The sequence below is a fragment of the Shewanella sp. VK101 genome, from assembly GCF_056497865.1.
This window is the reverse complement of record NZ_CM151402.1, coordinates 59632-83363: the sequence shown is the minus strand read 5'-3', so window position 1 is coordinate 83363 and position 23732 is coordinate 59632. Positions and strand designations below refer to the sequence as shown.

20 protein-coding genes are annotated in these 23732 nt (G+C 53.4%); 13 read left to right on the top strand and 7 right to left on the bottom strand.

All coding sequences use genetic code 11. The features are described from left to right. Positions 1-11: 11 nt before the first annotated feature. The 4 genes from ACSHSR_RS00360 to ACSHSR_RS00345 are packed head-to-tail and all read left to right on the top strand — an operon-like array spanning position 12 to position 5078. On the top strand, positions 12-563 hold the full coding sequence (locus ACSHSR_RS00360; RefSeq protein WP_025888185.1) for a chemotaxis protein CheW: 552 nt from the start codon (positions 12-14) through the stop codon (positions 561-563). A gap of 18 nt (positions 564-581) precedes the next feature. Then, positions 582-3173 (top strand): methyl-accepting chemotaxis protein, encoded by a 2592-nt coding sequence (locus ACSHSR_RS00355; protein ID WP_479631157.1) that lies wholly within the window; start codon positions 582-584, stop codon positions 3171-3173. Between the two features lie 10 nt (positions 3174-3183). Continuing rightward, on the top strand, positions 3184-4056 hold the full coding sequence (locus ACSHSR_RS00350) for a CheR family methyltransferase (RefSeq protein WP_335901561.1): 873 nt from the start codon (positions 3184-3186) through the stop codon (positions 4054-4056). Positions 4057-4058: 2 nt separating this feature from the next. Next, complete coding sequence (locus ACSHSR_RS00345; RefSeq protein WP_156020650.1) at positions 4059-5078, top strand: protein-glutamate methylesterase/protein-glutamine glutaminase; 1020 nt, start codon at positions 4059-4061, stop codon at positions 5076-5078. Here the strand turns inward: ACSHSR_RS00345 and ACSHSR_RS00340 are convergent. Beyond that, positions 5068-6123: a polysaccharide deacetylase family protein gene (locus ACSHSR_RS00340; protein WP_335901570.1), complete on the bottom strand. Its 1056-nt coding sequence runs from the start codon at positions 6121-6123 to the stop codon at positions 5068-5070. The genes ACSHSR_RS00345 and ACSHSR_RS00340 overlap by 11 nt on opposite strands. A gap of 19 nt (positions 6124-6142) precedes the next feature. Here ACSHSR_RS00340 and ACSHSR_RS00335 point away from each other — a divergent pair, with 19 nt between their 5' ends. After that, positions 6143-7483, top strand: a complete 1341-nt coding sequence (locus tag ACSHSR_RS00335; RefSeq protein ID WP_479631156.1) for an MATE family efflux transporter — start codon at positions 6143-6145, stop codon at positions 7481-7483. Between the two features lie 56 nt (positions 7484-7539). Here ACSHSR_RS00335 and nfuA read toward each other — a convergent pair whose 3' ends face one another. Together nfuA and ACSHSR_RS00325 are read right to left on the bottom strand one after the other, a co-directional pair. Further along, positions 7540-8118: a Fe-S biogenesis protein NfuA gene (nfuA, locus tag ACSHSR_RS00330; RefSeq protein ID WP_028780834.1), complete on the bottom strand. Its 579-nt coding sequence runs from the start codon at positions 8116-8118 to the stop codon at positions 7540-7542. Positions 8119-8313: 195 nt separating this feature from the next. Continuing rightward, complete coding sequence (locus ACSHSR_RS00325; protein WP_243899549.1) at positions 8314-8850, bottom strand: ComF family protein; 537 nt, start codon at positions 8848-8850, stop codon at positions 8314-8316. Positions 8851-9076: 226 nt separating this feature from the next. On the opposite strand from ACSHSR_RS00325, the gene bioH reads away from it, so the two are divergent. Together bioH and ACSHSR_RS00315 are read left to right on the top strand one after the other, a co-directional pair. Further along, complete coding sequence (bioH, locus tag ACSHSR_RS00320) at positions 9077-9856, top strand: pimeloyl-ACP methyl ester esterase BioH (RefSeq protein ID WP_186265203.1); 780 nt, start codon at positions 9077-9079, stop codon at positions 9854-9856. Between the two features lie 38 nt (positions 9857-9894). Then, entirely contained in the window at positions 9895-10398 is a 504-nt protein-coding gene (locus ACSHSR_RS00315; protein ID WP_345867028.1) for a hypothetical protein, read from the top strand. Here the strand turns inward: ACSHSR_RS00315 and ACSHSR_RS00310 are convergent. Then, the gene (locus ACSHSR_RS00310; protein ID WP_062793569.1) at positions 10350-12350 is read right to left on the bottom strand and encodes an LTA synthase family protein; all 2001 of its coding nucleotides are present in this window, start codon (positions 12348-12350) and stop codon (positions 10350-10352) included. The two genes, ACSHSR_RS00315 and ACSHSR_RS00310, sit on opposite strands and share 49 nt — an antisense overlap. Positions 12351-12683: 333 nt before the next feature. Next, positions 12684-15026 (bottom strand): Tex family protein, encoded by a 2343-nt coding sequence (locus tag ACSHSR_RS00305; protein WP_107006029.1) that lies wholly within the window; start codon positions 15024-15026, stop codon positions 12684-12686. A gap of 319 nt (positions 15027-15345) precedes the next feature. Between ACSHSR_RS00305 and ACSHSR_RS00300 the strand changes: the two genes are divergently transcribed. Then, positions 15346-17496, top strand: coding sequence for a TonB-dependent receptor (locus ACSHSR_RS00300; protein WP_479631499.1), 2151 nt, complete (start codon positions 15346-15348; stop codon positions 17494-17496). 260 nt (positions 17497-17756) lie between these two features. Here ACSHSR_RS00300 and ACSHSR_RS00295 read toward each other — a convergent pair whose 3' ends face one another. After that, positions 17757-19082, bottom strand: a complete 1326-nt coding sequence (locus tag ACSHSR_RS00295; protein ID WP_208184440.1) for an IS4 family transposase — start codon at positions 19080-19082, stop codon at positions 17757-17759. 117 nt (positions 19083-19199) lie between these two features. Next, a complete protein-coding gene (locus ACSHSR_RS00290) occupies positions 19200-19763 on the bottom strand; it encodes a NapC/NirT family cytochrome c (protein WP_025010834.1) in 564 nt (187 codons plus the stop codon). A 384-nt stretch (positions 19764-20147) separates the two neighbouring features. On the opposite strand from ACSHSR_RS00290, the gene ACSHSR_RS00285 reads away from it, so the two are divergent. The 5 genes from ACSHSR_RS00285 (at position 20148) to ACSHSR_RS00265 (ending at position 23727) form a co-directional block, all read left to right on the top strand. Next, a complete protein-coding gene (locus tag ACSHSR_RS00285; protein ID WP_144225167.1) occupies positions 20148-20516 on the top strand; it encodes a hypothetical protein in 369 nt (122 codons plus the stop codon). Positions 20517-20584: 68 nt separating this feature from the next. Further along, positions 20585-21040 (top strand): DUF2057 family protein, encoded by a 456-nt coding sequence (locus ACSHSR_RS00280; protein WP_044733449.1) that lies wholly within the window; start codon positions 20585-20587, stop codon positions 21038-21040. 248 nt (positions 21041-21288) lie between these two features. After that, positions 21289-21627: a hypothetical protein gene (locus ACSHSR_RS00275; RefSeq protein WP_234522240.1), complete on the top strand. Its 339-nt coding sequence runs from the start codon at positions 21289-21291 to the stop codon at positions 21625-21627. Between the two features lie 115 nt (positions 21628-21742). Next, positions 21743-22063, top strand: a complete 321-nt coding sequence (locus tag ACSHSR_RS00270; RefSeq protein ID WP_025010837.1) for a heavy metal-binding domain-containing protein — start codon at positions 21743-21745, stop codon at positions 22061-22063. A 26-nt stretch (positions 22064-22089) separates the two neighbouring features. Beyond that, positions 22090-23727, top strand: a complete 1638-nt coding sequence (locus ACSHSR_RS00265) for an efflux RND transporter periplasmic adaptor subunit (protein ID WP_082052791.1) — start codon at positions 22090-22092, stop codon at positions 23725-23727. The last annotated feature ends 5 nt before the right edge of the window (positions 23728-23732 follow it).

Here is a 23732-nt window from a genome sequence, read left to right as displayed (position 1 = left end):
AGGGAAGCGCAATGACAGAATCCAACCCTGCAACATCGGCAGCTGCGGAAGATCAATCACAGCAATACCTCACCTTTATGATGGCCGATGAGGAATATGGCGTCGATATTCTCTCGGTGCAGGAGATCCGTGGCTGGGAAGCAACCACGGTTATTCCCAATGCGCCGCCCCATGTCAAAGGGGTCATCAATCTGCGCGGCACCATAGTCCCCATCATAGATCTGCGTCAAAGGTTCGGTATCAAGACCCTGGCATATGGCCCAACCACAGTAGTGATAGTGCTGAAAGTGCGCCTGGATAAACAGCACAAGGTGATGGGCATAGTGGTGGATGCCGTTTCCGATGTTTTCAGTATCACCCAGAGCGAGATCCGCAGTGCGCCCGATTTTGGCCAGGACACGGACATGCGTTTCATCCATGGGCTCACCTGTGTGGCCGATAAGATGGTCATACTATTGAATATCAATATGTTACTCGGTAATGAAGTGCTGCCGGATGCATCACAACTTTCCAGTTTGCTGCAGCAACTGGACTTGGAACAGCCTCAGGCTGCCAACCTTTAAGACATCGAGGAAAGAAGAATGGATGCCGCCAATGCCAACATAATCAACAGCAATCCCTGGAATCTGCTTGGCTTAATCACGGGCATCGCCGTGATGGCGCTCATGCTGCTAGGCCAGGATCCCAATATCAATATCATTATTATTCTGCAGGGCGTCACCCTGGTTTGCATACTGCTTGGGCTATTGCACTCACTCAAGCACAAAGGCACCCTGGATAGCGCCATCAACCAACTGCAGCGGTTGCTGAAAGACGGCACGCAGCAGTTTGCCGAGCTTGATCTGCCGGGCTGGAAGCCACTGCTGGACGAGCTCAGTCGTTGGCGTCAGAGCCAGCAACAGCAGCAAGCCATTCTCAAGGCGCTGGATATCTGCCAGGCCAATGTGATGGTGGCCAATCCGGCCGGTGACATTCTCTACTTCAACCACTCGCTGCAACAAACCATGCAGGACGCCGAGGCCGACATTCAAGAGGTATTGCCTAAATTCCAGGCCGACAAGCTGCAGGGCGCGAATATGGATGTTTTCCACCGCAACCCTGAGCATCAAAGGAAATTGATCGCCGGCTTGGAGCAGGTTTACTCGACTCAGATCAAGGTAGGTCGTCGTACCTTCAGCCTGATAGCTTCGCCGGTATTCGACGAAAACAAGCAGCGTATTGCCACTGTGGTCGAATGGCAGGATCTCACCGAAGCCCTTAGCAAACAACAATTGGAGCAGCAAAGCGCTACAGAAAACACCCGCATCAAGCAGGCTCTCAATGTCTGCCAGGCCAATGTGATGGTCGCCGATACCGACTACAACATCATCTACCTGAACGACTCACTGAATGAAATGCTGGCCGGCAATGAGCAAAAGCTTCAACAGGAGTTGCAGGCCTTCAACATGAGCAAGCTGATTGGCAGCAATATCGATATCTTCCATCGCCATCCTGAGCATCAGCGACAATTGCTGGACCAGCTCACCGACAGCTATAACACCCACATCAAGGTGGCCGGGCTGACATTCAACCTGATTGCCACCCCGGTATTTGAACAGGGCAAGCGTACCGGCACAGTTGTGGAGTGGCAGGATATCACCGCCAGCCTAGCCAGAGAGCAGCAGGAAAAACAGCTGGCGGCCGAAAATGCCCGCATTCGTCAGGCATTGGATAATGTCAGTTCAAATACCATGGTGGCGGATAACGACGGCAATATCATCTACCTCAACCAAGCTGTGCAGCAGATGTTTCAGGCAGCCGAGAAATATATTCTCCGCGACCTGCCCAAGTTCAATGCCAGCAAACTGCTGGGACAAAATATCGATGGTTTCCACAAGGTCCCCAGCCACCAGCGCAATATTCTCGCCGGATTGACCGAGACCTACGACAGCCAGCTGCAAGTTGGCGGCCGTACCTTCAGAATCATTGCCAACCCGATACTGGACCCGGAACAGGGACGAATTGGCACTGTGGTTGAGTGGGCCGACCGTACCAATGAAGTGGCCATAGAGCAGGAGATTGACGCCATTATCACGGCGGCCAACGACGGCGACCTGAGCCGCCGCCTGGATATTCACAACAAGGAAGGCTTCTTCCTTAACCTCTCCAACGGCCTCAACCGCTTGGTAGGCATAGCCGACAATGTCATCTCCAAAATCGCCGATATCTTCGATGGCCTGGCCAAGGGGCAACTGGATCGAAAACTTGACGGCGAATATCAGGGTCAGTTTGCCAAGCTGCAGCAAGATGCCAATGCCACCATCAGTAAGTTGACCGAAGTGATTGGGGGCATCAATGACTCGGCCAATACCGTCACCTCAGGAGCCGAAGAGATAGCTCAGGGCAACGCCGATCTTAGCCAGCGTACCGAAGAGCAGGCCGCCTCCCTGGAGCAAACCGCCTCCAGCATGGAAGAGATGACAGCCACTGTGAAGCAAAGCGCCGAAAATGCCACTCTGGCCAACAACTTAGCTCAGGAGGCCAGCGAGAAGGCAGGCGAAGGTGGCAAGGTAGTCAAACAGGCAGTCAGCGCCATGGAGGAGATCAACACCTCGAGCAAACGCATTGCCGACATCATCAGCGTGATAGATGAAATCGCCTTTCAGACCAACCTGCTGGCGCTGAATGCTGCGGTCGAGGCTGCCAGAGCCGGAGAACAGGGCCGTGGTTTTGCCGTAGTGGCCGGAGAGGTACGTAACCTGGCACAGCGCAGCGCCGGTGCCGCCAAAGAGATCAAGGAGCTGATCCGCGACAGCGTCAACAAGGTCACAGATGGCACCCAGTTGGTCAATCAATCCGGTGAAACCCTGCAGGAGATAGTGCAAGCCGTGTCCAAGGTAGCCGGCATGATCAACCAGATCAGCATAGCCGCAGAGCAGCAGTCGGTTGGGATCCAGGAGGTCAATAAGGCTGTATCGCAGATGGATGAAATGACTCAGCAAAACGCCGCCTTGGTGGAACAGGTCTCGGCAGCAGGCGATGCCATGGCCGAACAGGCCAGAAGCATGAAGCGTCAATTGGGCTTCTTCAATACCGCCAATCTGGAAAAGGGCGCCGGCAAGCCCCTGACCCTGATCGCCGGGGATAAGTCCCCCAAGATCCGTGTCAGTTCAGAAGAGTGGAGCGAGTTCTAGGAGATACTGATTGAGCTTCGATGAAGAGAAGGCATTCCCGATGACAGCCGCGGATTTCGGCATTATCCGCGAGCTGGCCTACCAACACACAGGGATAGTGTTACCCGAGCGCAAGCGCCATATGGTGTATTCCAGGCTCAGCCGCCGGCTGCGATTGTTGCGGCTGGCCAACTTCGGGGAATACTGCCTCAAGCTGCAAAGCGACCCTCTGGAACTGGCGCCATTTATCAACGCGTTGACCACCAATCTGACCTCCTTTTTCCGTGAGCGGCACCACTTCAACTTTCTGGAAACCGAACTGGTGCCCTATTGGCAGCAGCGCAAGCAACGCAGGCTGAGAGTTTGGTCGGCAGCCTGCTCCAGCGGTGAAGAGCCCTACAGCATAGCCATGACCTTGGCAGAGCACTTTCCCGCCGCCTCGGGTTGGGATCTGAAAATATTGGCAACCGATCTCGATACCAATGTGTTGGCCAGAGCCGAAGCCGGAGTTTATTCCCTGGCCGGAATGGAGGCCATCCCTGAACGGTGGCACCACTATCTGCAAGGGGCAGCGGAAGAGTTCAGTATTAGCAACCAGATCAAAAAGTTACTCTTCTTCAAGCAGCTCAACTTACTGGAGCCCTGGCCGATGCAAGGCCCATTCGATGCCATCTTCTGCCGTAATGTGCTGATCTATTTCGACCAGAGCACCAAGCAGAAGATAGTGGCCGGTTTCAGAAAACTCCTGGCCGATGATGGTGTGTTGTTTATCGGTCACTCAGAAAGCCTGACCAATATCTCCCGTGAGTTTGAAACCGTCGCTCAAACCACTTATCGCCTGCGGCATCAGGATTCGACTCTGCCGCGGCTGCCCCATGTCTCAGGAAGCAAGGAGCCATACTGATCATGGTAAAAGTTCTGATTGTTGACGACTCGGCACTGGTACGCCAGTTGCTGAGTCATATGCTCAGCCAGGCCCAAGACATAGATGTCGTCGGCTGCGCCGAGGACCCCTACGAAGCCAGAGAGATGATTAAAGCGCTGCAGCCAGATGTACTGACCCTGGATGTGGAAATGCCCAAGATGGATGGCCTGGCCTTTCTGCGCAACTTGATGCGCCTAAGACCCATGCCTGTAGTGATGGTATCGTCTTTGACCGAGCGCGGCGCCGACGTAACCCTGGAGGCCTTGTCCCTCGGGGCGGTCGACTTTATCGCCAAGCCTAAACAGGACTTGACCAACAGGCTACTGGACTATCAGCAAGAGCTGATCGATAAGGTGCATCTGGCTGCCGCCAGCCATGTCACCCCTCAACAAAGCAGCACTGCGCCACTGAACGGCGATGCCAAACTCAAAAACCGCATCATAGCCATAGGCGCTTCCACCGGCGGTACTGAGGCCATTCAACGGGTAGTCGCACCGCTGCCGGCCAATACCCCCCCCATAGTCATAGCCCAGCATATTCCCGCGGCCTTCAGCGCTTCATTTGCCCGCCGCCTCAACCAACACGCAAGAATGGAAGTGATAGAGGCTCAGGGCGGGGAAAGATTGACTCAGGGCGTTGCCTATCTGGCACCGGGCCATGCCCACTTGGTACTCGAGCGCCGTGGGGCCCATATCTACACCAGGCTGCTGGACACGGAAACCGTCAACCGCCATAAGCCCTCGGTGGATGTGCTGTTCAACAGCATTGCCGAGATTGCCGCTAAGTCGGCGATAGGGGTGATACTCACGGGCATGGGTAAAGACGGTGCGGCAGGCCTGCTGAAAATGCATCAGGCGGGAGCCCACACCATAGCCCAGGATGAGGCCAGTTCTGTGGTTTGGGGTATGCCTGGCTCGGCAGTGGCACTCAATGCCTGCAACGAGCAGTTGCCACTGGCGAATATCCCGGCCAGGCTGTTGAAATTACTGACTACTCCTTGATCCAGCTGCCGTCATCCTTTGGCCTAACCCATGCCTGGGAAAACCAATAATAGCTGCCGTGACGTTTGCTGGGGGCGGTACAGTTGTATCTGGATCGCCCCGGAGGCAAGTCCAGTTCAGCCTGAATACGGAAACGATTCGCCGACAACCATTGAGGTTTCTTGGCGCCCTGCCCCTGTACATAACACATGAGCTGCGACTGATTGATATCGCTCATGTCCAGAGTCACCTCAAGTTCGGGCCGCCACTGACCCATAGGTAACTCAGGGTTACTGGGGGAGATGGCCTGCACCGGCATATTCAGGCTATGCAGTTTCACCTTGAGAGCATTCATATCGGCATAGGCGCCAGCCACGGGGAAACGCGGCAAAGAGGTCAAAGCAGAGTGAGGGCCTGCCGCACCGGACTGCTGCCCCAAGCCAACAAATCCAAGACGCTGCAACAAGGCCTCCAACTGGCTGTTATATTCGCCGTAGGGATAAGCGAGTATCTTCAGGTTGTCGCCGGTTTCTTTGGCAATTCGGGCCTCGGTCTCAAGCAGGTTGGCTTCGATTCGCGCCAGCCACTGCTCCTCGGTTTCGGTGGCATTGCGGCGGATCAGATGCTCATGCCCCCAACTGTGGTTGGCAATCTCGGCGCCTTCTGCCACCAGTGTTCTGAGCTGCTCCCAGCTCATCATCTCACGATAACCCTTTTCTATCGGTTCTATCGCCACAAACAGTGTGTAGGGAAAACCAAACTCTTTCAGTATTGGATGAGCGGCCTCGGCAATGCTGAGGTAACCGTCATCGAAGGTGATGGCAACCGTTTTCGGTGCCAGCGTTTTGGACTGACGAATCGCCTCTATTACTTGGGTCAGCGGCACCACATTGAAATCATGATCCGCCAGATACTGCATCTGCTCCCGAAACTGGGCCGGAGTCACACTGGTACTGGCCGGCGAGCTGTCAGAAACATGGTGATACTGTAGAATGACTGCCGCCAGGACGGGTGAACTTATTAGCCCAAGACAACTGCAGAGCAAAAAGCACAGCTTTTTCAACATCATTAACCTCTGAGAAATTATGACCACCAGCATTGGCCTGTTCGACAGGCAAAAAAACCGCCAGCTGTTTGCGCTGGCGCTTCCAATGATACTGTCCAACATAACTGTGCCGCTACTGGGTCTGGTGGATACGGCTGTCATAGGGCACTTGAGTGACGCCTATTATCTCGGTGGCGTCGCCGTTGGTTCGACCATTATAACACTGCTGTTCTGGTTGCTGGGGTTTCTGCGTATGGCCACCACGGGCATGGTTGCCCAAGCCTATGGCGCCGATGACAAGCCTCGGCAATTGCAGCTGTTGATGCAGGCCGGCTCGCTGGCACTTTTCCTCGGCTTGATGGCTCTGCTGTTGCAAGGGCCGATACTCAGCCTGGCTGCCAGTTTATCCGATGCCAGTGAGCAGGTCAGCCGCTACGCCGCGAGCTACTTTTCCATTCGTATCTGGTCGGCCCCGTTTGCATTGCTGAACCTGGCTCTACTTGGCTGGTTGCTGGGCCGTCAGCAACCCAAGGCCGCCATGTGGCAGTTGATCATCGCCAACTGTGCCAATATAGCTCTGGATCTGCTGTTTGTTATAGGTTTGGGTTGGGGCGTAGAAGGCGCGGCCCTGGCATCCGTCATCGCTGATATGACCGCTTGCGCAGTAGCCTGCACCATGGTGTTGCGCCAGTTAAAACAGTTCAATGTGCCGCCTATGGCCGAGCTGCTCGGGCAGTTACATCCCCGTGACTTTGGTCGCCTCTTGAGCCTGAACCTGGATATCTTTATCCGCAGCTTGTGTTTGCAGGCCACCTTCGCCTTTATGACCTTCAAGGGTGCCGGGCTCGGCGATGAAACTGTCGCGGCCAATGCCGTGTTATTGAATATGTTGCTGTTGATTTCCTACGCCCTGGATGGCATCGCCTACTATGCCGAGGCCGAAGTGGGCCGCACCACGGGTCAAAAACACCTGGACGCGCTCAAACAGGCGGTTTCCCTGGCCTTTAGTTGGTCGGCCATCATAGCGCTGGGGTTCAGCGGCTGCTTCTGGATTTTCGGTGAGCAGCTCATCGGCATGCTGACCAATATTCCCGAGGTACGTCAGGTCGCCTTGATCTACCTGCCATGGCTTATCGTCCTGCCGCTGCTGGCATTTGCTTCCTATCTATTTGACGGTGTCTATATTGGTGCCACCAAGGGTAAAGTGATGCGTAACAGCATGATTTTCGCCAGTTTGGCAGTATTTTTCCCGGTCTGGTTCATGTTGCAACCCTTGGGTAACCATGCTCTATGGGCCGCCATGAGCGCCTTTATGCTGGCGCGTAGCCTGAGCCTGGGGCTGCACTTCCTCTGGCGTCGGCGGCAATTTATTCCTGCCTGATGGTAATAAAAAAGGACAGTGTTGAACTGTCCTTTTCTTTGGAACCTGTACCAGTATTACTGGTAAGAATGGTCGCCATGCTGGTGATCTGTTACATCACGAACACCGGTCAATTCGCCGGGGAAACGCTCCAGCAACTGAGTCTCGATGCCGTCTTTCAGGGTCACATCGACCATGGAGCAACCGTTACAACCACCGCCAAACTGCAGTACCGCCACGCCGTCATCTGTGATCTCCACCAGCATGATGTGACCACCGTGGCTGGCCAGTTGGGGGTTGATCTCGGCCTGGATCATATACTCCAAGCGTTCGGTCAGCGGAGCATCGTCAGACACTTTACGCATCTTGGCATTGGGCGCTTTCAGAGTCAGTTGTGAACCTAACTGATCGGCCACCAAGTCAATGCTGGCTTCTTCCAGGAAAGGAGCGCTCTTTTCATCGACCATGGCCTTAAAGCCATTGAATTCCAGCTCGATATCGTCGGCTTCAACCGCATCCGGTGGGCAATATGAAACGCCACATTCAGCCTGAGGAGTCCCAGGGCTGATAACAAAGACCCGAATATGAGTGCCTTCCGGCTGACCATCCAGGAGTTTAACAAAGTGCGCCTGAGCTGCTTCGGAAATGGTAATCATGACAACCTGCTCCGTCAGGGTAAACCTGAGTAAATTAGTAAGAATTAGAGCTATCATACTCCGACTGTCATGCGCTTTGTAGTCCCGAAAGCGATAGAGCTGAGTTTTTTGTTGTCGGGATCTCGATTTTATCTTCCACAATTCCAGGCCGGATCTTGATCTTTAGTTGGCACCATACTTACCGCCTTTAACCGCTCAGGAGCTATGGTTCAATCCGGGCGCTTCGGCTCTGGCCAAACACCAAACCTGAACATCCGGCGACCAGGGAGCCAAAGCCTTGGCGGCTTCCCGGATAGTGGTGCCTGTAGTCACCACGTCATCCACCAACACCAATCGTTGCCACTTTGGTGCCCCGCTCACGGCAAACGCCTTGGCCAGATTACGCCTGCGGGCCTTACCACTGAGGCCGGCCTGTGGCGCAGTATCCGCTATCCGCAACAACAAAGAATCCTCCAGCGGCAGCCCCAACTCTTGGCTCAGCATAGATGCAATCACCCAGGCCTGATTGAAGCCCCGCTGTTGCAGCCTCGCCGGATGCAAAGGAACAGGCACCAAGGCCTGTGGCCAACAGATAAGTCCGGCTGCCGTCAATGCCTTTACCCTGCAAGACAAGGCCCTAACCAGTGCGGGTAGAGGGGCGAAATCCTGCTGGTATTTGACTCGGCCGACAAGCGGCCCCAATGCCGAGTGATAGCTGGCCGGGGCCACAACAGGGATAGGACTGTGTTTCATGCAGGAACCACAAAAGCGTGCAATGACGGTCAACTCCCGACCACAGCCGAGGCAAATAGGTTGTCGGTAGCAGGTGGCCGCAAGACAGCAGGCACACAAACCCTGACTGGCTGACGGGATCTGCTGGTGACACAGTAGGCAACGGTTGGGTAAACTGGCGGCCAATAGGGCCCGGCATCCTGCCAATAGAGGGCTCCACATAACAAGTCTTCCATGAGGTGTTTCAGTGAGTCTGCATATCGAAAGCCAGGGACAGGGACGGGATCTGATCTTGCTCCACGGTTGGGGCGTCAACAGTGCCGTTTTTCATCCCCTGCTGCCTGGCTTGTCTCAGTATAGAGTCCACAGTGTCGACCTGCCGGGATTTGGTTTTAGCCAGGCCATTGACGGGGAGCTTGACGACTGGGTGGAGGCTCTGGTGGCTGCTCTGCCAGAGCAGGCAGTATGGTTGGGTTGGTCGCTTGGTGGCCTGGTTGCCACCCGAGTAGCTCAGCGCTTTCCAGAACGAGTTGCCGGGCTTATCACTGTCGCCTCCTCTCCTTGCTTTATGGCCAGGAGCGATAACCAATGGCCTGGAATAGCACCTAATGTGCTGACTCAGTTTGCCGAGCAACTGCAACAGGATCTGCAGCGAACCATAGAAAGGTTTCTGGCAATCCAAGCCATGGGCAGTGATAGCGCCCGCGACGATATTCGCACCATTCGCGAGCTGGTTCTGGCGCGGCCGCTAGCCAATGAACAGGCTCTTGCGCAGGGTTTGGAGATGTTGGCCAAGGTGGATCTGCGCCCCGGACTGGAACGGCTCGCCCTTCCCTGGCTCAGGGTTTGGGGAAGATTGGATGGGCTGGTGCCCAGAAGAGTCGCTAACCTATTGCCGGGTAACGCATCAACCACAGATTTACTGCTGGCCAAGGCATCACACGCCCCCTTTATTTCCCATCCTCAGGAGTTTATTCAGGGGCTAAATAGCTGGCTAACAGAGAAAGACTTTAATTCCTTGCCCTGATTGACTATTATTTGGACAGCAATGTAAGGAATGACCCTATGCAGCTTGTCTCACACTATCCACAGGTACCGATCGCGACCAGTAATCCCGCGACCGATGCCGCTCGGGTAGAGAGTCAGCAAAGACCGCCGGTCATTCCGCCGCAGCAACCCAGTAAAGGCCATGAAGAAAGGGCCTTCAACCCGCAGCACGAACGCACTGCAGACTCGGCGCAGCAACAGGCCAGACTGGCCGACAGAGTCCAGGAGCGCCAACAGCAATCCGGTCAACAACAGCAGCAACAGGAACAACAGCAGCGCCAAGGCAGTAAGCCACTGCTGCTGAATCTGGTCAGCAAGCCGGCCCTGGATCGCCGCGATATCCGTAACCGTCAGCCAGAAGCCGCGGCATTTCCCAAGCCCGCCATCGAATCAAGTACCGAGCGCCATCCCATGCCGAATGAAGCACCGCAGTTTTATCGTGAGCTGGGGCAGAGAATCGACACCTTCTACCATCAGCGTACTGAGCCCCTGCCCGATGCCGGCATTTCAGCATTGGTTTGATCCGTCTTTGGCGGCAGCTTATATAAACCTTCCTGATACGCCATGCTACCCCAAAGCGCTAACCCAAGAGCCTTGCGAGCCATAGGTTCTGCGAGCGGTGCTGTATGCAGTTGTTCCTTAACAGGGTCGTAATCAAAGGTCGCAGGCGCCTTCTCCGGCTGCAATATGGTGACCTTATTGCCCTGCATATAGGCAAAGTTCTTGTCGTACTGCATCAAGGCTCTGCCCGGCCAGCTATCGGGCACCTTTGACAGGTCCCGCCCCAACATGGGGTAAGTGGCATCTATGCCGGCTAAAGACAACAGAGTTGGCGGCAGATCTATCTGGCTCACTACCCGCAAGTCCCGTTTGGCCGTTATCCCATCACCCAGCAACAAGCCCGGGATCCTGAATCTGGGCACAGGCACCAAGGAGGCCCCGGAAACCCGGCTGTCATGATCGGCCACCACCAGGAACAGGGTATCACGCCAATAGTCAGCCTCTTTGGCCAGGCGGAAAAATTCACCTATGGCGTAATCGGCATATTTGGCAGCATTGTTGCGGGTCTGTTTCGGTTGTTCATACAGCTCGATACGGCCATCAGGGAATTCAAAGGGATCATGATTGCTGGAGCTGAACACCAGGCTAAAGAAAGGCTTGCCCTCGGCATGGAGCCGCTTGAACTCTGAATCGGCCTTGCGCATTAAATCTTCATCCGAAGCGCCCCAGGAGCCGACAAAGGCAGGTTTACGATAATCTTTCTGGTCGACGATAGTGCTGAAACCATTACCGAGGAAGAAGCTGCGCATATTGTCAAAGTGGCTTTCACCACCGTAGATAAAAGAGGTGGAATACCCTTTAGCCTGCAGTAATTCCGCCAGGCTGAAGAAGCCGCTCTGGCTCTTGCCGAGTTTCACCACAGAGCGCGCCGGCGTGGGGGTAAAGCCTGTGGTCACCGCCTCTATACCGCGGACCGAACGTGTACCCGTGGCATACAGGCTCTCGAAATACCAGCCCTCATCGGCCAGGGCATCCAGATTGGGTGTCAGTGGTAAGCCTCCCAGGCTGCCAACGAAACGAGCTCCCAGGCTCTCCTGCAATATGATGACTATATTCTTGGGTTTACCGCGATAGCTGGCCTGATTTTGGCTCAGGCTGGGATATTTGTCTGATATGAAGTCAGCGGGCGCACGGCCACTCTCCTGGCGGATTATCTGATAGATCTCCTTTCTGTCCATGTCGCCATAGATCCGCGATGCGTCGGCCTCGTTATTCATTTGGCTGATGGCAAAGGCCAGAGAGTAACCGGAATTGACCACCAACGAGTTGACGAGCGGATCATCGGCGAAGGCCACCATGGCTGGGTTCAACGGCCTGTGACCGAGACTGGATCTGGCCCCCGCCAGTGACAAGACAATGATTAGCACACCGAGCACAGGGCGCCAATACCACTTGGGGAAACGACAATTGCGACCGAGGTAACCTGAGAGTTTCCAGCCGCCCCAGAGGATGACTCCGGATAAGACCACGGAGAGGATCAGCTCCAGTTTGCGGCCGCTCCAGAGCATGGAGAGCACTTCTTTGGGGTAAATAAGATATTCGACGTAAAGACGGTTAGGCCTGACACCGTACTCTTCAATAAAGGAGGGTGTGGACAGCTCCAAAAACAGCAAATACCAAAGCCCGAGAGTCAGCCATAGACGTTGTATCCAAGACCAGCAACGCCCAAGCCAATGATCGCCGCCAAACAAGGCAGTACCCAGTGCCACAACGCCCCAGAGCCAACAAAGCATGGCCACATCGACCCGCAGCCCCTGCAACAACATATGGCTCCAACCACCAACGGCGGTTACCCGTTCATATTGCCAAAGCCCCAGCCCAATTCGGCTCAACATCAGGCATAACAGAGCCAATAAACTGAAAGTCAGTACACCGCGAAACGGCCCCGTAAACTTAAGATGGGAAAACTTCATGCCCTAAAATCCTTGCCACTCTTGTATCTCGGTGGTTGATATAAAAATTGAGGTTTAACCGCACGCCAACTCTTTGCCCGAGCCGATTTGCCGCGTCATTATGACAGAAAGGCTACGATAAAGTTTCATTAACATTTGTTTGTAATTGCCGATAACGCCAGAGGGTGAAACAGTTCGCAAAAGACAGGGAAAAGCGGCAGAGTTCAAGGTTCGTAGAAAAGGGCAGCATTGGCTCGAGTGTTGGTTGCAGAAAATGGAGTGTAAAAAAATCCCCCGATAATTATCGAGGGATTCCTTAAGCCAGACACTGACAGGTATTCAGTGGCTTACCGATCAGTTTTTCTTCAGCTTGGCAAAGGCATCGGCAAAGGCATTGCCCATGGCAGCATTCACTGGCTGTGGCTTGGCGGCCGGACGTTGTTTGCCCTGACCAGGCTTACTGCCCTTGGCCTGCGGCTTGCCGGTTCTTTGTTGTGGCTTACCGGGCTCAATCTTTTCGTCCAGGCGCATCGACAACCCAATACGCTTACGCTCAACATCCACCTCCATGACCTTCACCTTGACCACATCACCGGCCTTAACCACAGTATGAGGATCGCTGACAAACTTGTCGGTCAGAGAAGAGATATGCACCAGGCCATCCTGATGCACGCCGATATCGACAAAGGCGCCAAAGTTGGTGACATTGGTCACCACACCTTCGAGGATCATCTCAGGCTTAAGGTCCTTGAGAGCCTCAACCCCATCTTTGAATTTGGCTGTCTTGAACTCACCCCTTGGATCCCGACCAGGCTTATCCAACTCCTTGAGGATATCTGTCACTGTCGGCAGGCCGAATTCATCCGTGGTGAACTCGGCCGGATTGATACTGCTCAACAGTTCACTGTTACCTATCAGCTCGGCAACCGGTTGGCCCTTAAGCTTGGCAATATTTTCCACCAGTGAATAGGCCTCGGGGTGAACGGCCGATGCATCCAGTGGGTTGCTGCCTTCACGGATCCGCAGGAAGCCGGCGGCCTGTTCGAAGGCCTTGGGTCCCAGGCGTGGTACTTTGAGCAGCTCTTTACGGTCGTTGAAGCGGCCATGCTCATCGCGGTATTCCACCAGATTTTTGGCCAAGGTGCGGTTAAGACCGGCCACCTGACTCAGCAGTGGCATGGAAGCCATATTCACATCGACACCGACGCCGTTTACACAGTCTTCAACGACGGCTTCCAAAGAAGCCGACAGCTGGCTCTGGCTGACATCGTGTTGATATTGGCCCACACCGATAGACTTAGGTTCAATCTTAACCAGTTCCGCCAGCGGATCCTGCAAACGTCTGGCGATGGATACGGCGCCGCGCAGTGAAACATCGAGATCAGGAAACTCATTGGCCGCCAGCTCAGATGCCGAATAAACAGAGGCTCCGGCTTCACTGACCATCACCTTGGTGATACCGGGATTGCTGTCTTTGACCATGGCAATCACTTCTGCTGCCAGCTTGTCGGTTTCACGGGAAGCCGTGCCGTTACCTATGGCGATCAGCTCCACCTTGTGCATATTGACCAGATTGGCCAGGGTGCGTATCGACTTGTCCCACTGGTTTTGCGGCGCATGAGGGAAGATAGTGGTATGGCCCACCAGCTTGCCTGTGTCGTTGACCACAGCCACCTTAACCCCGGTACGCAGCCCGGGATCCAGTCCCATGGTGGCCTTGGCTCCGGCAGGAGGTGCCATCAGCAAGTCGCCCAGGTTACGGGCAAAAACTTTAATCGCCTCGGTTTCCGCCGCTTCACGCATTCTGGCGATGAACTCGGTTTCCATCTGCAGGGCGATTTTGATCCGCCAAGTGGCTGTGATAACCGTCTTCAGCCAGTTATCCAAAGCGCTGTCACTCAGCTTGAGACGCAAGTGCTCGGCGATGAGCACCTCACAATAGCTACCGGCTTTGGCTTCTGCCTCAGGGTCGGCATTCATAGATAGACTCAACACGCCTTCATTACGGCCGCGCAGCATAGCCAACGCCCGGTGAGAAGGCACTGAGCTGAGTTTTTCAGTGTGCTCAAAATAGTCGCGGAACTTGGCGCCTTCCTTCTCCTTTCCTGCAATCAAGCGGCTTTCAATGACAGCCGACTGTTGCAGATGGCTACGCACCTTGGCCAGCAATTCGGCATCTTCGGCGATCCGTTCCATCAGGATATAACGGGCACCATCCAACACCGCCTTGGCGTCGGCAAAACCGGCTTCCGGATTAAGATAGGCCTCGGCAGCCTGTTCAGGATCCATGGAGGCGCTGCCGACAGCAGCATAGAGGGCATCGGCCAAGGGCTCGATACCGGCTTCAATGGCAATTTGGCCCTTGGTACGGCGCTTGGGTTTATAGGGCAGATACAGATCTTCGAGCCGGGTCTTGCTGTCGGCTTCGTTGATGGCGTGCTTCAGCTCGGCGGTCAGTTTTCCCTGAGCTTCAATCGAGGAGAGGATCACCTGACGCCGATCGTTGAGCTCCCGCAGATAACCGAGACGAGTGTGCAGGTTACGCAGCTGGGTATCATCCAGCCCCCCCGTCACCTCTTTACGGTAACGGGCCACAAAAGGCACTGTAGCGCCTTCATCCAGCAAGCTGATAGTTGCAGCAACCTGCTGCTCACGAACGTTCAGCTCCTGGGCAATAATCTGAGCAATATTATGCATAGTAAGGATCTGTTGGATTGACAAAATTCAGTTGCGCCAACCATACCACAGGCTGCCTGAAAGTTTCATAGCCGGAGAGTGAGATTCCAGCCATTAGTCGGCTAATCGCATTCCCGATTAAGCGTTTGACTCGCTCAGGTTTAGCACCTTGACACTCTTTACAAAAATTCATCACAGCTATGGACAGGGAAAACCTGCCTACTTATACTTCACAATCGTTATATAAATGACAATTATTTGTATTTACAAAGTTGGCAGGGAGCGCCGGAAACCGCAAACCAATAAGCCGTCTTCCAAGGTGGCAAACATAGGAATAATGATGAAATTCACTCGCTCCCTCGTCGCTCTGTCAGTACTTTCCGGACTGGCAGCCCAGGCGGCCTACGCCAAAGATCCCCAAATGGAAACCATGGTCATCACTTCCAGTCGGATGGAGAAACCACTCAGTGCCATCCCCAACACAGTGACAGTCATAGACCAGGAACAGCTCAAACAACAGTTGGCCACTACCCGGGACTTATCGACCATTTTGGGAAACCTGGCCCCCAGTTTCTCCCCCAGCCGCCAGAAAATGACCAATACCGGTGAAACCCTGCGCGGCCGAGCTCCCCTCATCATGATAGATGGCGTGCCTCAGTCAAACCCTCTGCGCAGTGGTGGTCGCTCGGGTCAAACCATAGATCCCATGATGATAGAACGAATTGAAATCATCCATGGCGCCAATGCCATGCACGGCCTTGGCGCTCAGGGGGGCATAATCAACTACATCACCAAGAAACCCAGCGGCGACAACGAAAGCCGGGTAAGTTTTGATCTGTCCTCCCCCACCGGCTTCGAGTCCGATAGCCTGAGTTTTGGTGCCAACTATGCCTTCTCCGGCCAAAGCGGCAACCTGGATATGCTGGGTTCAGTGGGATACCACAGCAATGGTGTTTACTATGATGCCAACGACGATGTCATAGGTGTCGACACCACCCAGGGCGAGTCGATGGACAGCCAGAGCAAGGACTTCTTCCTCAAGTTGGGCTATGAGTTCAGCGAGTCGCGACTGGAGCTGATGGTCAACCACTACGATATGGACAACAATGGTGATTGGATGCCGGTCAAAGGCAATGTCGCCACAGATACTCCAACATCGGCGGTGAAACAGAAACAACCCTGGCAGGCAGCCAACAACAAGGTCACCACCAGCAGCCTCACCTACAAGCATCGCAACATCGCCGGGCAGCAGTTGGAGCTGCAACTGTTCAACCAGAACTTCAAGGGTGTCTATGGCGGTGGCTGTTTCGGCAGCTTCTATGATCCGGCCTTCGAAGGTGCAGCGAATCTGACAACCTGTGATACCGGCGCCAATGGCGAGCAGTACTTCTATGACCAGTCACGCAACAAGTCCAACAAGTGGGGCCTCAAGGCGTCGATGATCGCCAATAATCTGGCCGACAGCGGCGTGGATCTGGCCTATGGTGTAGACCTTTTCAGCGATACCACAGAGCAGGATCTGGTGCAGACCGGACGCTCCTGGGTACCCGAGACCCGTTACGACAATATCGCCCCCTATGCCCAGTTGAGCTTCTCACCTGTGGATGCCCTGACCCTTTCCGGCGGCGTTCGTTATGAATATGCCAAACTCAAGGTCGATGATTTCCAAACCCTGTGGGCCTCTGGCCACAAACAGGTTGCCGGTGGCGAACCAGATTTCAATGAAACCCTGTTCAATATAGGTGCCAGCTATAACTTCACCTCAGCGCTGCGCCTCTATACCAGTTACAGCCAAGGTTTTGGTATGGCCGACATAGGGCGAATTCTGCGTGACGGCAACAGCTTCCCGGACCAGAACCCTAGCGTGGAAGGTTCCTTGACGCTGGAGCCAGTGGTCACAGACAACTATGAACTGGGCTTGGACTATCAAGGCGAGTTGTTGGCAGCCAAGCTGGCACTGTATCACTCCGAGGCCAAACTGGGTGCCCGCTTGGCCCTGAATGAAGACGGCTTCTACAATGTGAAACGGGAAAAGAGCGTGATCCAGGGGCTGGAAGCCAATGTCACGGCTTACCTGGGTAATGACGACGATCTGGGGCTGAACCTGGCGCTGCAGCAAGGGGAGTATGACTCCAATAAAGATGGCAGCACAGACACAGATCTCGACGGCGCCAACATAGCACCCAATCGTCTCAACCTGTTCTGGGAACACAGGTTCAATGCCGAGATGAGTGGGCGCATTCAGGCCAACTACTATATGGACCGTAGCTTCAAGAAGGCCAATGGTGAAGAGTACGCCGAGTTTGACGGCTATGTCACAGTTGATGCCTCCTTCTCTATGCCGCTTTACCAAGGCACTTTGACATTGGGGCTACAGAATCTGCTGAATAAGGACTACTACAGTTACTACTCACAGACTATGGCTAACGACAATCGTTACTTCAAGGGCATGGGCCGTACTTTCAGCATAGGCTTCACCTTGCCTTTCTAATCCAGCCTGTTAATGACAAATTGAGGGTCGCCAATCGGCGGCCCTTTTTATTACACGAGGCATAATTTCAAGCGACTTTATCCGCGAGCCCAGTCAGCGGCGGCATCAGCTCGATTGGGGAACAGAGCCTAAGGAAGGTGCTAATAGCACTCTCTTGTGTAGAGAGTGGCTGACACAGTAATTGGCAACTAGCACTTTTACAAGCTGCAATGTTTTTTGAAATCAGGGCATAAAAAAACCGCTGCAAGCAGTAATGCCGTTCACTTAGTGTGAACGGCATTTTTCTTAGGCTTAATGGGATACTTGTTTTTACTCATTTTTAACGCACGTGGATAGGCTCTATCCCGTTTCCCATCAAGCTTGAACTGCCTCGCATTACGCACTATGTCCAAGACCTCTCTCGGGACATTTCCAGGCGTTTGAGATGACAGTTGAGTCAGTTTAAAAATGATATAACTCGATGCATCTCTAAAGCTTAATTGGTTCGGATGTAACGACGGTAAGCTCTTAGCCATCAACATCATCTTGTATCTGATGAGGTTATAGGCCAATAGTACCCCCCACAATTCTTGGATAACCAACTCTGGCAATTGACTACGCAACGTAAAGCGACTCTCCAGAAGATGCTGCTTCATCTCCCGATAGCCCACTTCTATCTCCCATCGATGGGCATATAAATCCGCTATCTCTGCCCCCGGATAACGCAAGGGGTCTGTTAATGAGGTCAAAATGGAAACCGACTTACCTTTTATCGTCTTTGTCAGTAAGCGAGCTTCAATATTGTCAGGTAGCATAGGCCACTTCTTTCTGGCTTGAGGCGTGGTGGCTAACTGCACCAGTTGGTCGTGTTTTCCTAAAGAGCGTACCACTTCATATTGTGTCCCTTTCTTCAACGGCAGCAGCCAGTGACTGTTCGGTTGAGCCTGTTGCCAGGCGTGCAAAAGCCCCAACGAATAAAAGCCTCTGTCAAACAGCGTCAGGCTGTTATTGGGTATGCTTGATATCAGTTCGGCGGCTAAATTCATTTCACTGACAGCAACAGAATCAAAGGCACTGTTCAATACCAGGTGGCTGCTTAACTCCATCATGCAAACCATGCGAATTTGAGGATAGGCAGCATCACCAGAAGCGTTGGCGGTTTTGGCGAACACCTGATTGTTTTGCTCACTATCAGGTGTTCGCCACACGACACCATCGACACCGTAGAGGTTGAGCCCACACCAATGAGGATGCTCTGCTCTTTCATGCCAGGTCTTGGCACTTCGCTTAAACACATCCTGAACAACGTCAGAGCCCAATCGCTTACGCGCTTGCGTGACAGCACTGCGCGCAACGTAATCCACCTCTTGCGGTAAGACGATATCAAGCTTATTGATGAGTGAACGGACGGACTCGCCTCTGAACAGAGCCATACCAATCACCGCCCAAATCATGGCATCCATAGGTAACTTACGTCGTCTTAAACTGGCAACACCATGTGAATCAAGGCACGACTGAATTAACTCAGGCTCAAGTACATCGGCCAGACAGGTGAATTCGGTAAGACGATTGATATGAGTACGCGCCAAAGCTTCTGAAAGTTGCATAAAAAAATCCGATGACATGGGGTCATCGGATTTTGATCCTTTCAGTGAGATCGTCAAGCGATCTGTCTTAACTGATCGGCATTACTGCAAGCAGCGGTTTTTCCAGCTCAAAGAAGATTAGCCCTTGGGATAAGGATGCGCTACACCCTTGTGGCAATCCACACAGGTCTTTCTGCTTTCAGGATCTTTCTTGAAGTTCATGCTGTGCATTCTAACAGCCATCTTCTTCATGGTTTCAGGCTGGTTTTCATAGATGCGAGTATGACAATGCTGACAGTTGGCTGAGTCATTGTCACGGAAGTAGTGCAGTGCTTTGTCAGCCTGCTCTTTACGGTTGGCATCCAACCATTCCTGAGTATTGAAGCCATCGATAGTCAGGAAACCGTAAAGATCCTTGGAAACGATGATCTTTTTCACCAGATAGTCAACCGGGCCGTGAGGCAGGTGACAGTCTTGACACTGAACAGTTACACCGGCACGACCGCCGCCGTGGGCTGAAGCCAGCACTTCATCTTTCAGTGAGTGGTTGCTGTGGCAGGTCATACAGAACGCATCTGTACTGGTTGCATGCAGCGTCTGCTGGGTAGCGAAGTAACCCACAACACCTATCACTATGCCGACAACCAGCAGCGACAGGATGGAATACTTTGCGCTGGGTTTAAAGATTGCACGCCAGTTCATCACTCTTCTCCAAAATAAAATTCTTATATCTATATTGAGCTATTCGTTGTTCTGAAATTTGATTATAAACCAGTTTTCTTTCATTAATCTGACCTGAAAAGTGCAAAATGAGACTTAGCTCTAACTCTCAAGGCCTATTGACGACTGGATTTTAAGTCAGCGCCATATATGCACTTTTCCTAAACCTAATGCATGGCACAGGCTTAATCAAGCATAGTCAATCGAATAATTAACATACAGCCAATTCTCGAAACAATAAATGTGATCCAAGCGACACCTAAGAGGTAATGCACAATTTATTTTGGACAAGAGGAAACTATTTAACCAATATGTCTGTCTATTGAGGCAAGCACCTATCGCGTGCTTTGCCAGACCCAAAGGATAATGATGAGAAGCTTGCTGCTGATACTGACACTGATAATGACGCTGGGACAGGCCATGATGCCTGCTGCTGCGTCTATAGCCGTGTCTGAGCATCAGCCGATGGCGACCATGAACCCATCTGCATCCGCTAGCATGACCATGGATATGGATTGCTGCCAAGGCCAGCAACATTGCCCCGACTGCGATCTGGGTATGGATTGCGGCACCATGGGCAACTGTGCCAGCCACTGCACACCAGGTGTAAGCCTGCTTACTACCAGCCACCCTTTGGTGATGACTGGAAGCCAGCAGATTACCCTGCCAAGCTGGAGCCTGCAAACCGCCATACTCTCACAGCAAACACCCCCTCCCAACTCAGTACAGATGTAACTCTGGCCATCAGGCCGCACAGCTTTAGTTAATGTTTTTACATCTGAATATTTTTGGGAGTTCCCACTATGTCTGCATACAAAATTTCTGCATCTCGTTTTAGCGCCGCCCTGTTAGTGCTTACCGCCCTGTTTATGGCTCCTGGCAGTTTCGCTGCTGAATTAAACTTGCCGGATAATCTGGCGATCAAGGCTATCGATGGCCAGGCAGTATCCAACTTTGACAGCCACAAACTGGCTGCCGGTGAACATGTCGTTGAGCTCCAGTACCGGGATATTTTTGCCGTCAATGCCGATGACTCGGGCGCTTGGGTCAAATCCGGCCCCCTCTACCTGACACTGACAGTGGCTAAGCAACAAAGCCTACAACTGCAGTTACCGACTCTGGATACCGAGGCCGAAGCCAACGCCTTTATTCGCAGCCCACAGTTGCAAGTAGTGGATGAAGCCGGCCAGGCTGTTCCGGCCGAGGTAATGACCCATGGGGGCCTGATGGCCGACTGGTTGGCACAGCTGCGCCGCTGAGTTTTCAGAGTGGAGTGAGGCAGAAGGTCAGCCTGCAAACCAATGATTGCCCGAGAATAGCTGAAGATATTTTCGCACTTCTTCAGATGTGAATCACATCAAGGCAAGCATTTTAAAGCATGGTAGACTAACGGGGTTCATTCTCTCTGGAGTTCAAGCTCAAGATGCTATCGGTTCGCCGCCACATCCTGGTTCTGTTTACCATGCTCGCATTGCTCGGGCAGGGTATGCTAACCAATGGACACTGGATGGTACCCACAGCTGAAGCGCATTCCGGGGAAATGCACTCCACGGCACACCCAATGGCTGCCACCATGGATTGTCACCCTCAACAGACACAGAGCAGTCACTGCTGCGATGACCCGCAAGTTGATACAGTGCTTCCCGACACTGTGAGTCATTGCTGTGAAGGCAAAGGATTCTGCAAGAGTGACTGTAACCATTGTCTGGTGATATCCGTAGCGGGTACCCTCATCGCCGTCGGTTCCTGGCCGGTGATGTCTCTGCCCGAAGCCGCCGTGGCCACGCCTATGCCTCATTTCCACTCTGTTTCTGTCGGCCAGACTATCAAACCACCCATAGTTTGATGCCCACGGCACACTTGTGCCCAAAATCTGCCAATAAATACAATTTTTTATGGGATAAGCCCTAGGAATGCCAGCCGGCGCCTGGTCAAAGCCGTATCCCAAACGGAGTGAATCAATGAAAACCTTTATCAGTGTCCTGATTATTGCCTTACTGTCTGTCACCCTGGCCCGTGCCAGCTTCGCAAACGAACGTGAACATCATCACGGCCAGCAACAAGCCGCCGTAACGGCCGAATATGCTTGCCCCATGCACCCTGAAGTGACGGGTAACAAAGGGGATTCCTGCCCCAAGTGCGGTATGTTCCTGGAAAAACAGCAACAAGCCGGCTACCACTGTCCCATGCATCCTGAAGTGACAGGCAAGAAAGGTGACTCCTGCCCCAAATGTGGTATGAATCTTGAGCCTGTAGCAGGCCAGAAACACCACCACCACTAATCAAGCTGTAGCTGGAGATGAGGCATATGAGCGATTCAAACCGTAAACGCCAACGACTGGCCTGCGCGCTTAGTCTGGTGTTGGCTGTCGGCCCGCAATGGAGTATGCAGGCAATGGCCCAGGGCAATCAGCCCCAAGGGCAGGAACAACACAAAGATCATCAACATGGGACGGCAACTCAGGAGTATTACTGCCCCATGCATCCGGAAGTCACCAGCCATGAGCCGGGACGTTGCCCCAAGTGCAACATGTTTTTGGTCAAAGATGAGGCTACTGAAGCCTTGGCAGAACCAACACAGGCCCTGCAAAAAACCTATGTTTGCCCCATGCATCCGGAAGTGACCAGTCACGAGCCGGGACGCTGCCCCAAATGCAACATGTTCCTGGTTGAAGAGGAAGAAGAGGAGCCCGGTTCCCATGCCGGTCACGCCCAGACTATAGAAACCCAGGTTACAAAAACCAAAGCTGATGACCATAGCCAGCACGCCATGCAGCAGACAAAGCCCGCGTTGGAGATTAAACCTGCACCTCTGGATCAGGGCAAGAACATCAAATATGTCTGCCCCATGCATTCTCATATCATCAGCGATGTGCCGGGCACCTGCCCCATCTGCGGCATGAATCTGGAAAAAGTCGAGATGGGCAGTCACTCGGAAACCGTTGAAATAGATGTCTCAGGCCAGATGCAACAAGCCTTGGCCCTCAAAGTGGCCAAGGTAGAAAGGGACACGTTGTGGAAGTTCGTCAAAACAGTCGGCCAGATAGACTATGACGAGAGCCAGATCAGTCATATCCATGCCAGGGTCAATGGCTGGATTGAAAAGCTTAAAGTAGAGTCTGTCGGTGACAGGGTCGAGAAAGGCCAGCTGCTGTACGAGATCTATTCACCGGATCTGGTCAATGCCCAGGACGACTATCTGTTGGCCCAAGATACCCTGAAACGCTCAGGCAACAGTGCCAACTACCAAGAGCTATTGCGTAAGGCCGGGCTACGTCTTGAACTGCTGGGCATGAACCAAGAGCAGATCAAACAGCTGGCCAAGACTGGCAAGACCCAATACCGGGTTCCTTTCTACGCCCGCGAAAGCGGCATAGTCAAACAGCTCGCGGTGCGTGACGGCATGTATATACAACCTCAGACCGAGGTCATGTCACTGGTCGACCTCTCCAAGGTCTGGGTCATCGCCGACGTGTTTGAAAACGAGCAAAGCTGGCTGGAAGTGGGTCAGGCCGCCGAGGTCAATATCCCCGCCATGGGACTCAAGGGCATAGAAGGCAAGATTGACTATATCTATCCCGAGCTGGATCCCATCACCCGTAGCCTGAGGGTCAGAGTGGTACTCAACAATGATCAAGCGATGGAGCTCAGGCCCAAGACCTTGGCCAAGGTTTCCCTCTATGGTGGCCCGAAACGCGATACTTTGGTGATCCCTCAGGAAGCTTTGATCCAAACAGGCAAGGAAAACCGGGTCATAGTCAAACAGGATGATGCCAGTTTCAGTGCCAGAAAGGTCACTGTCGGCATGTTGAGTCAGGGTAAGGCAGAGATCCTCGAAGGCCTGCATGAAGGCGAAAACGTGGTGATTTCCGGGCAATTCCTGCTGGACTCAGAAGCCAGTCTCAAGGGCAGCCTGATGCGCCTGAGCTCTGGCCACCAGCACTAGGAGGC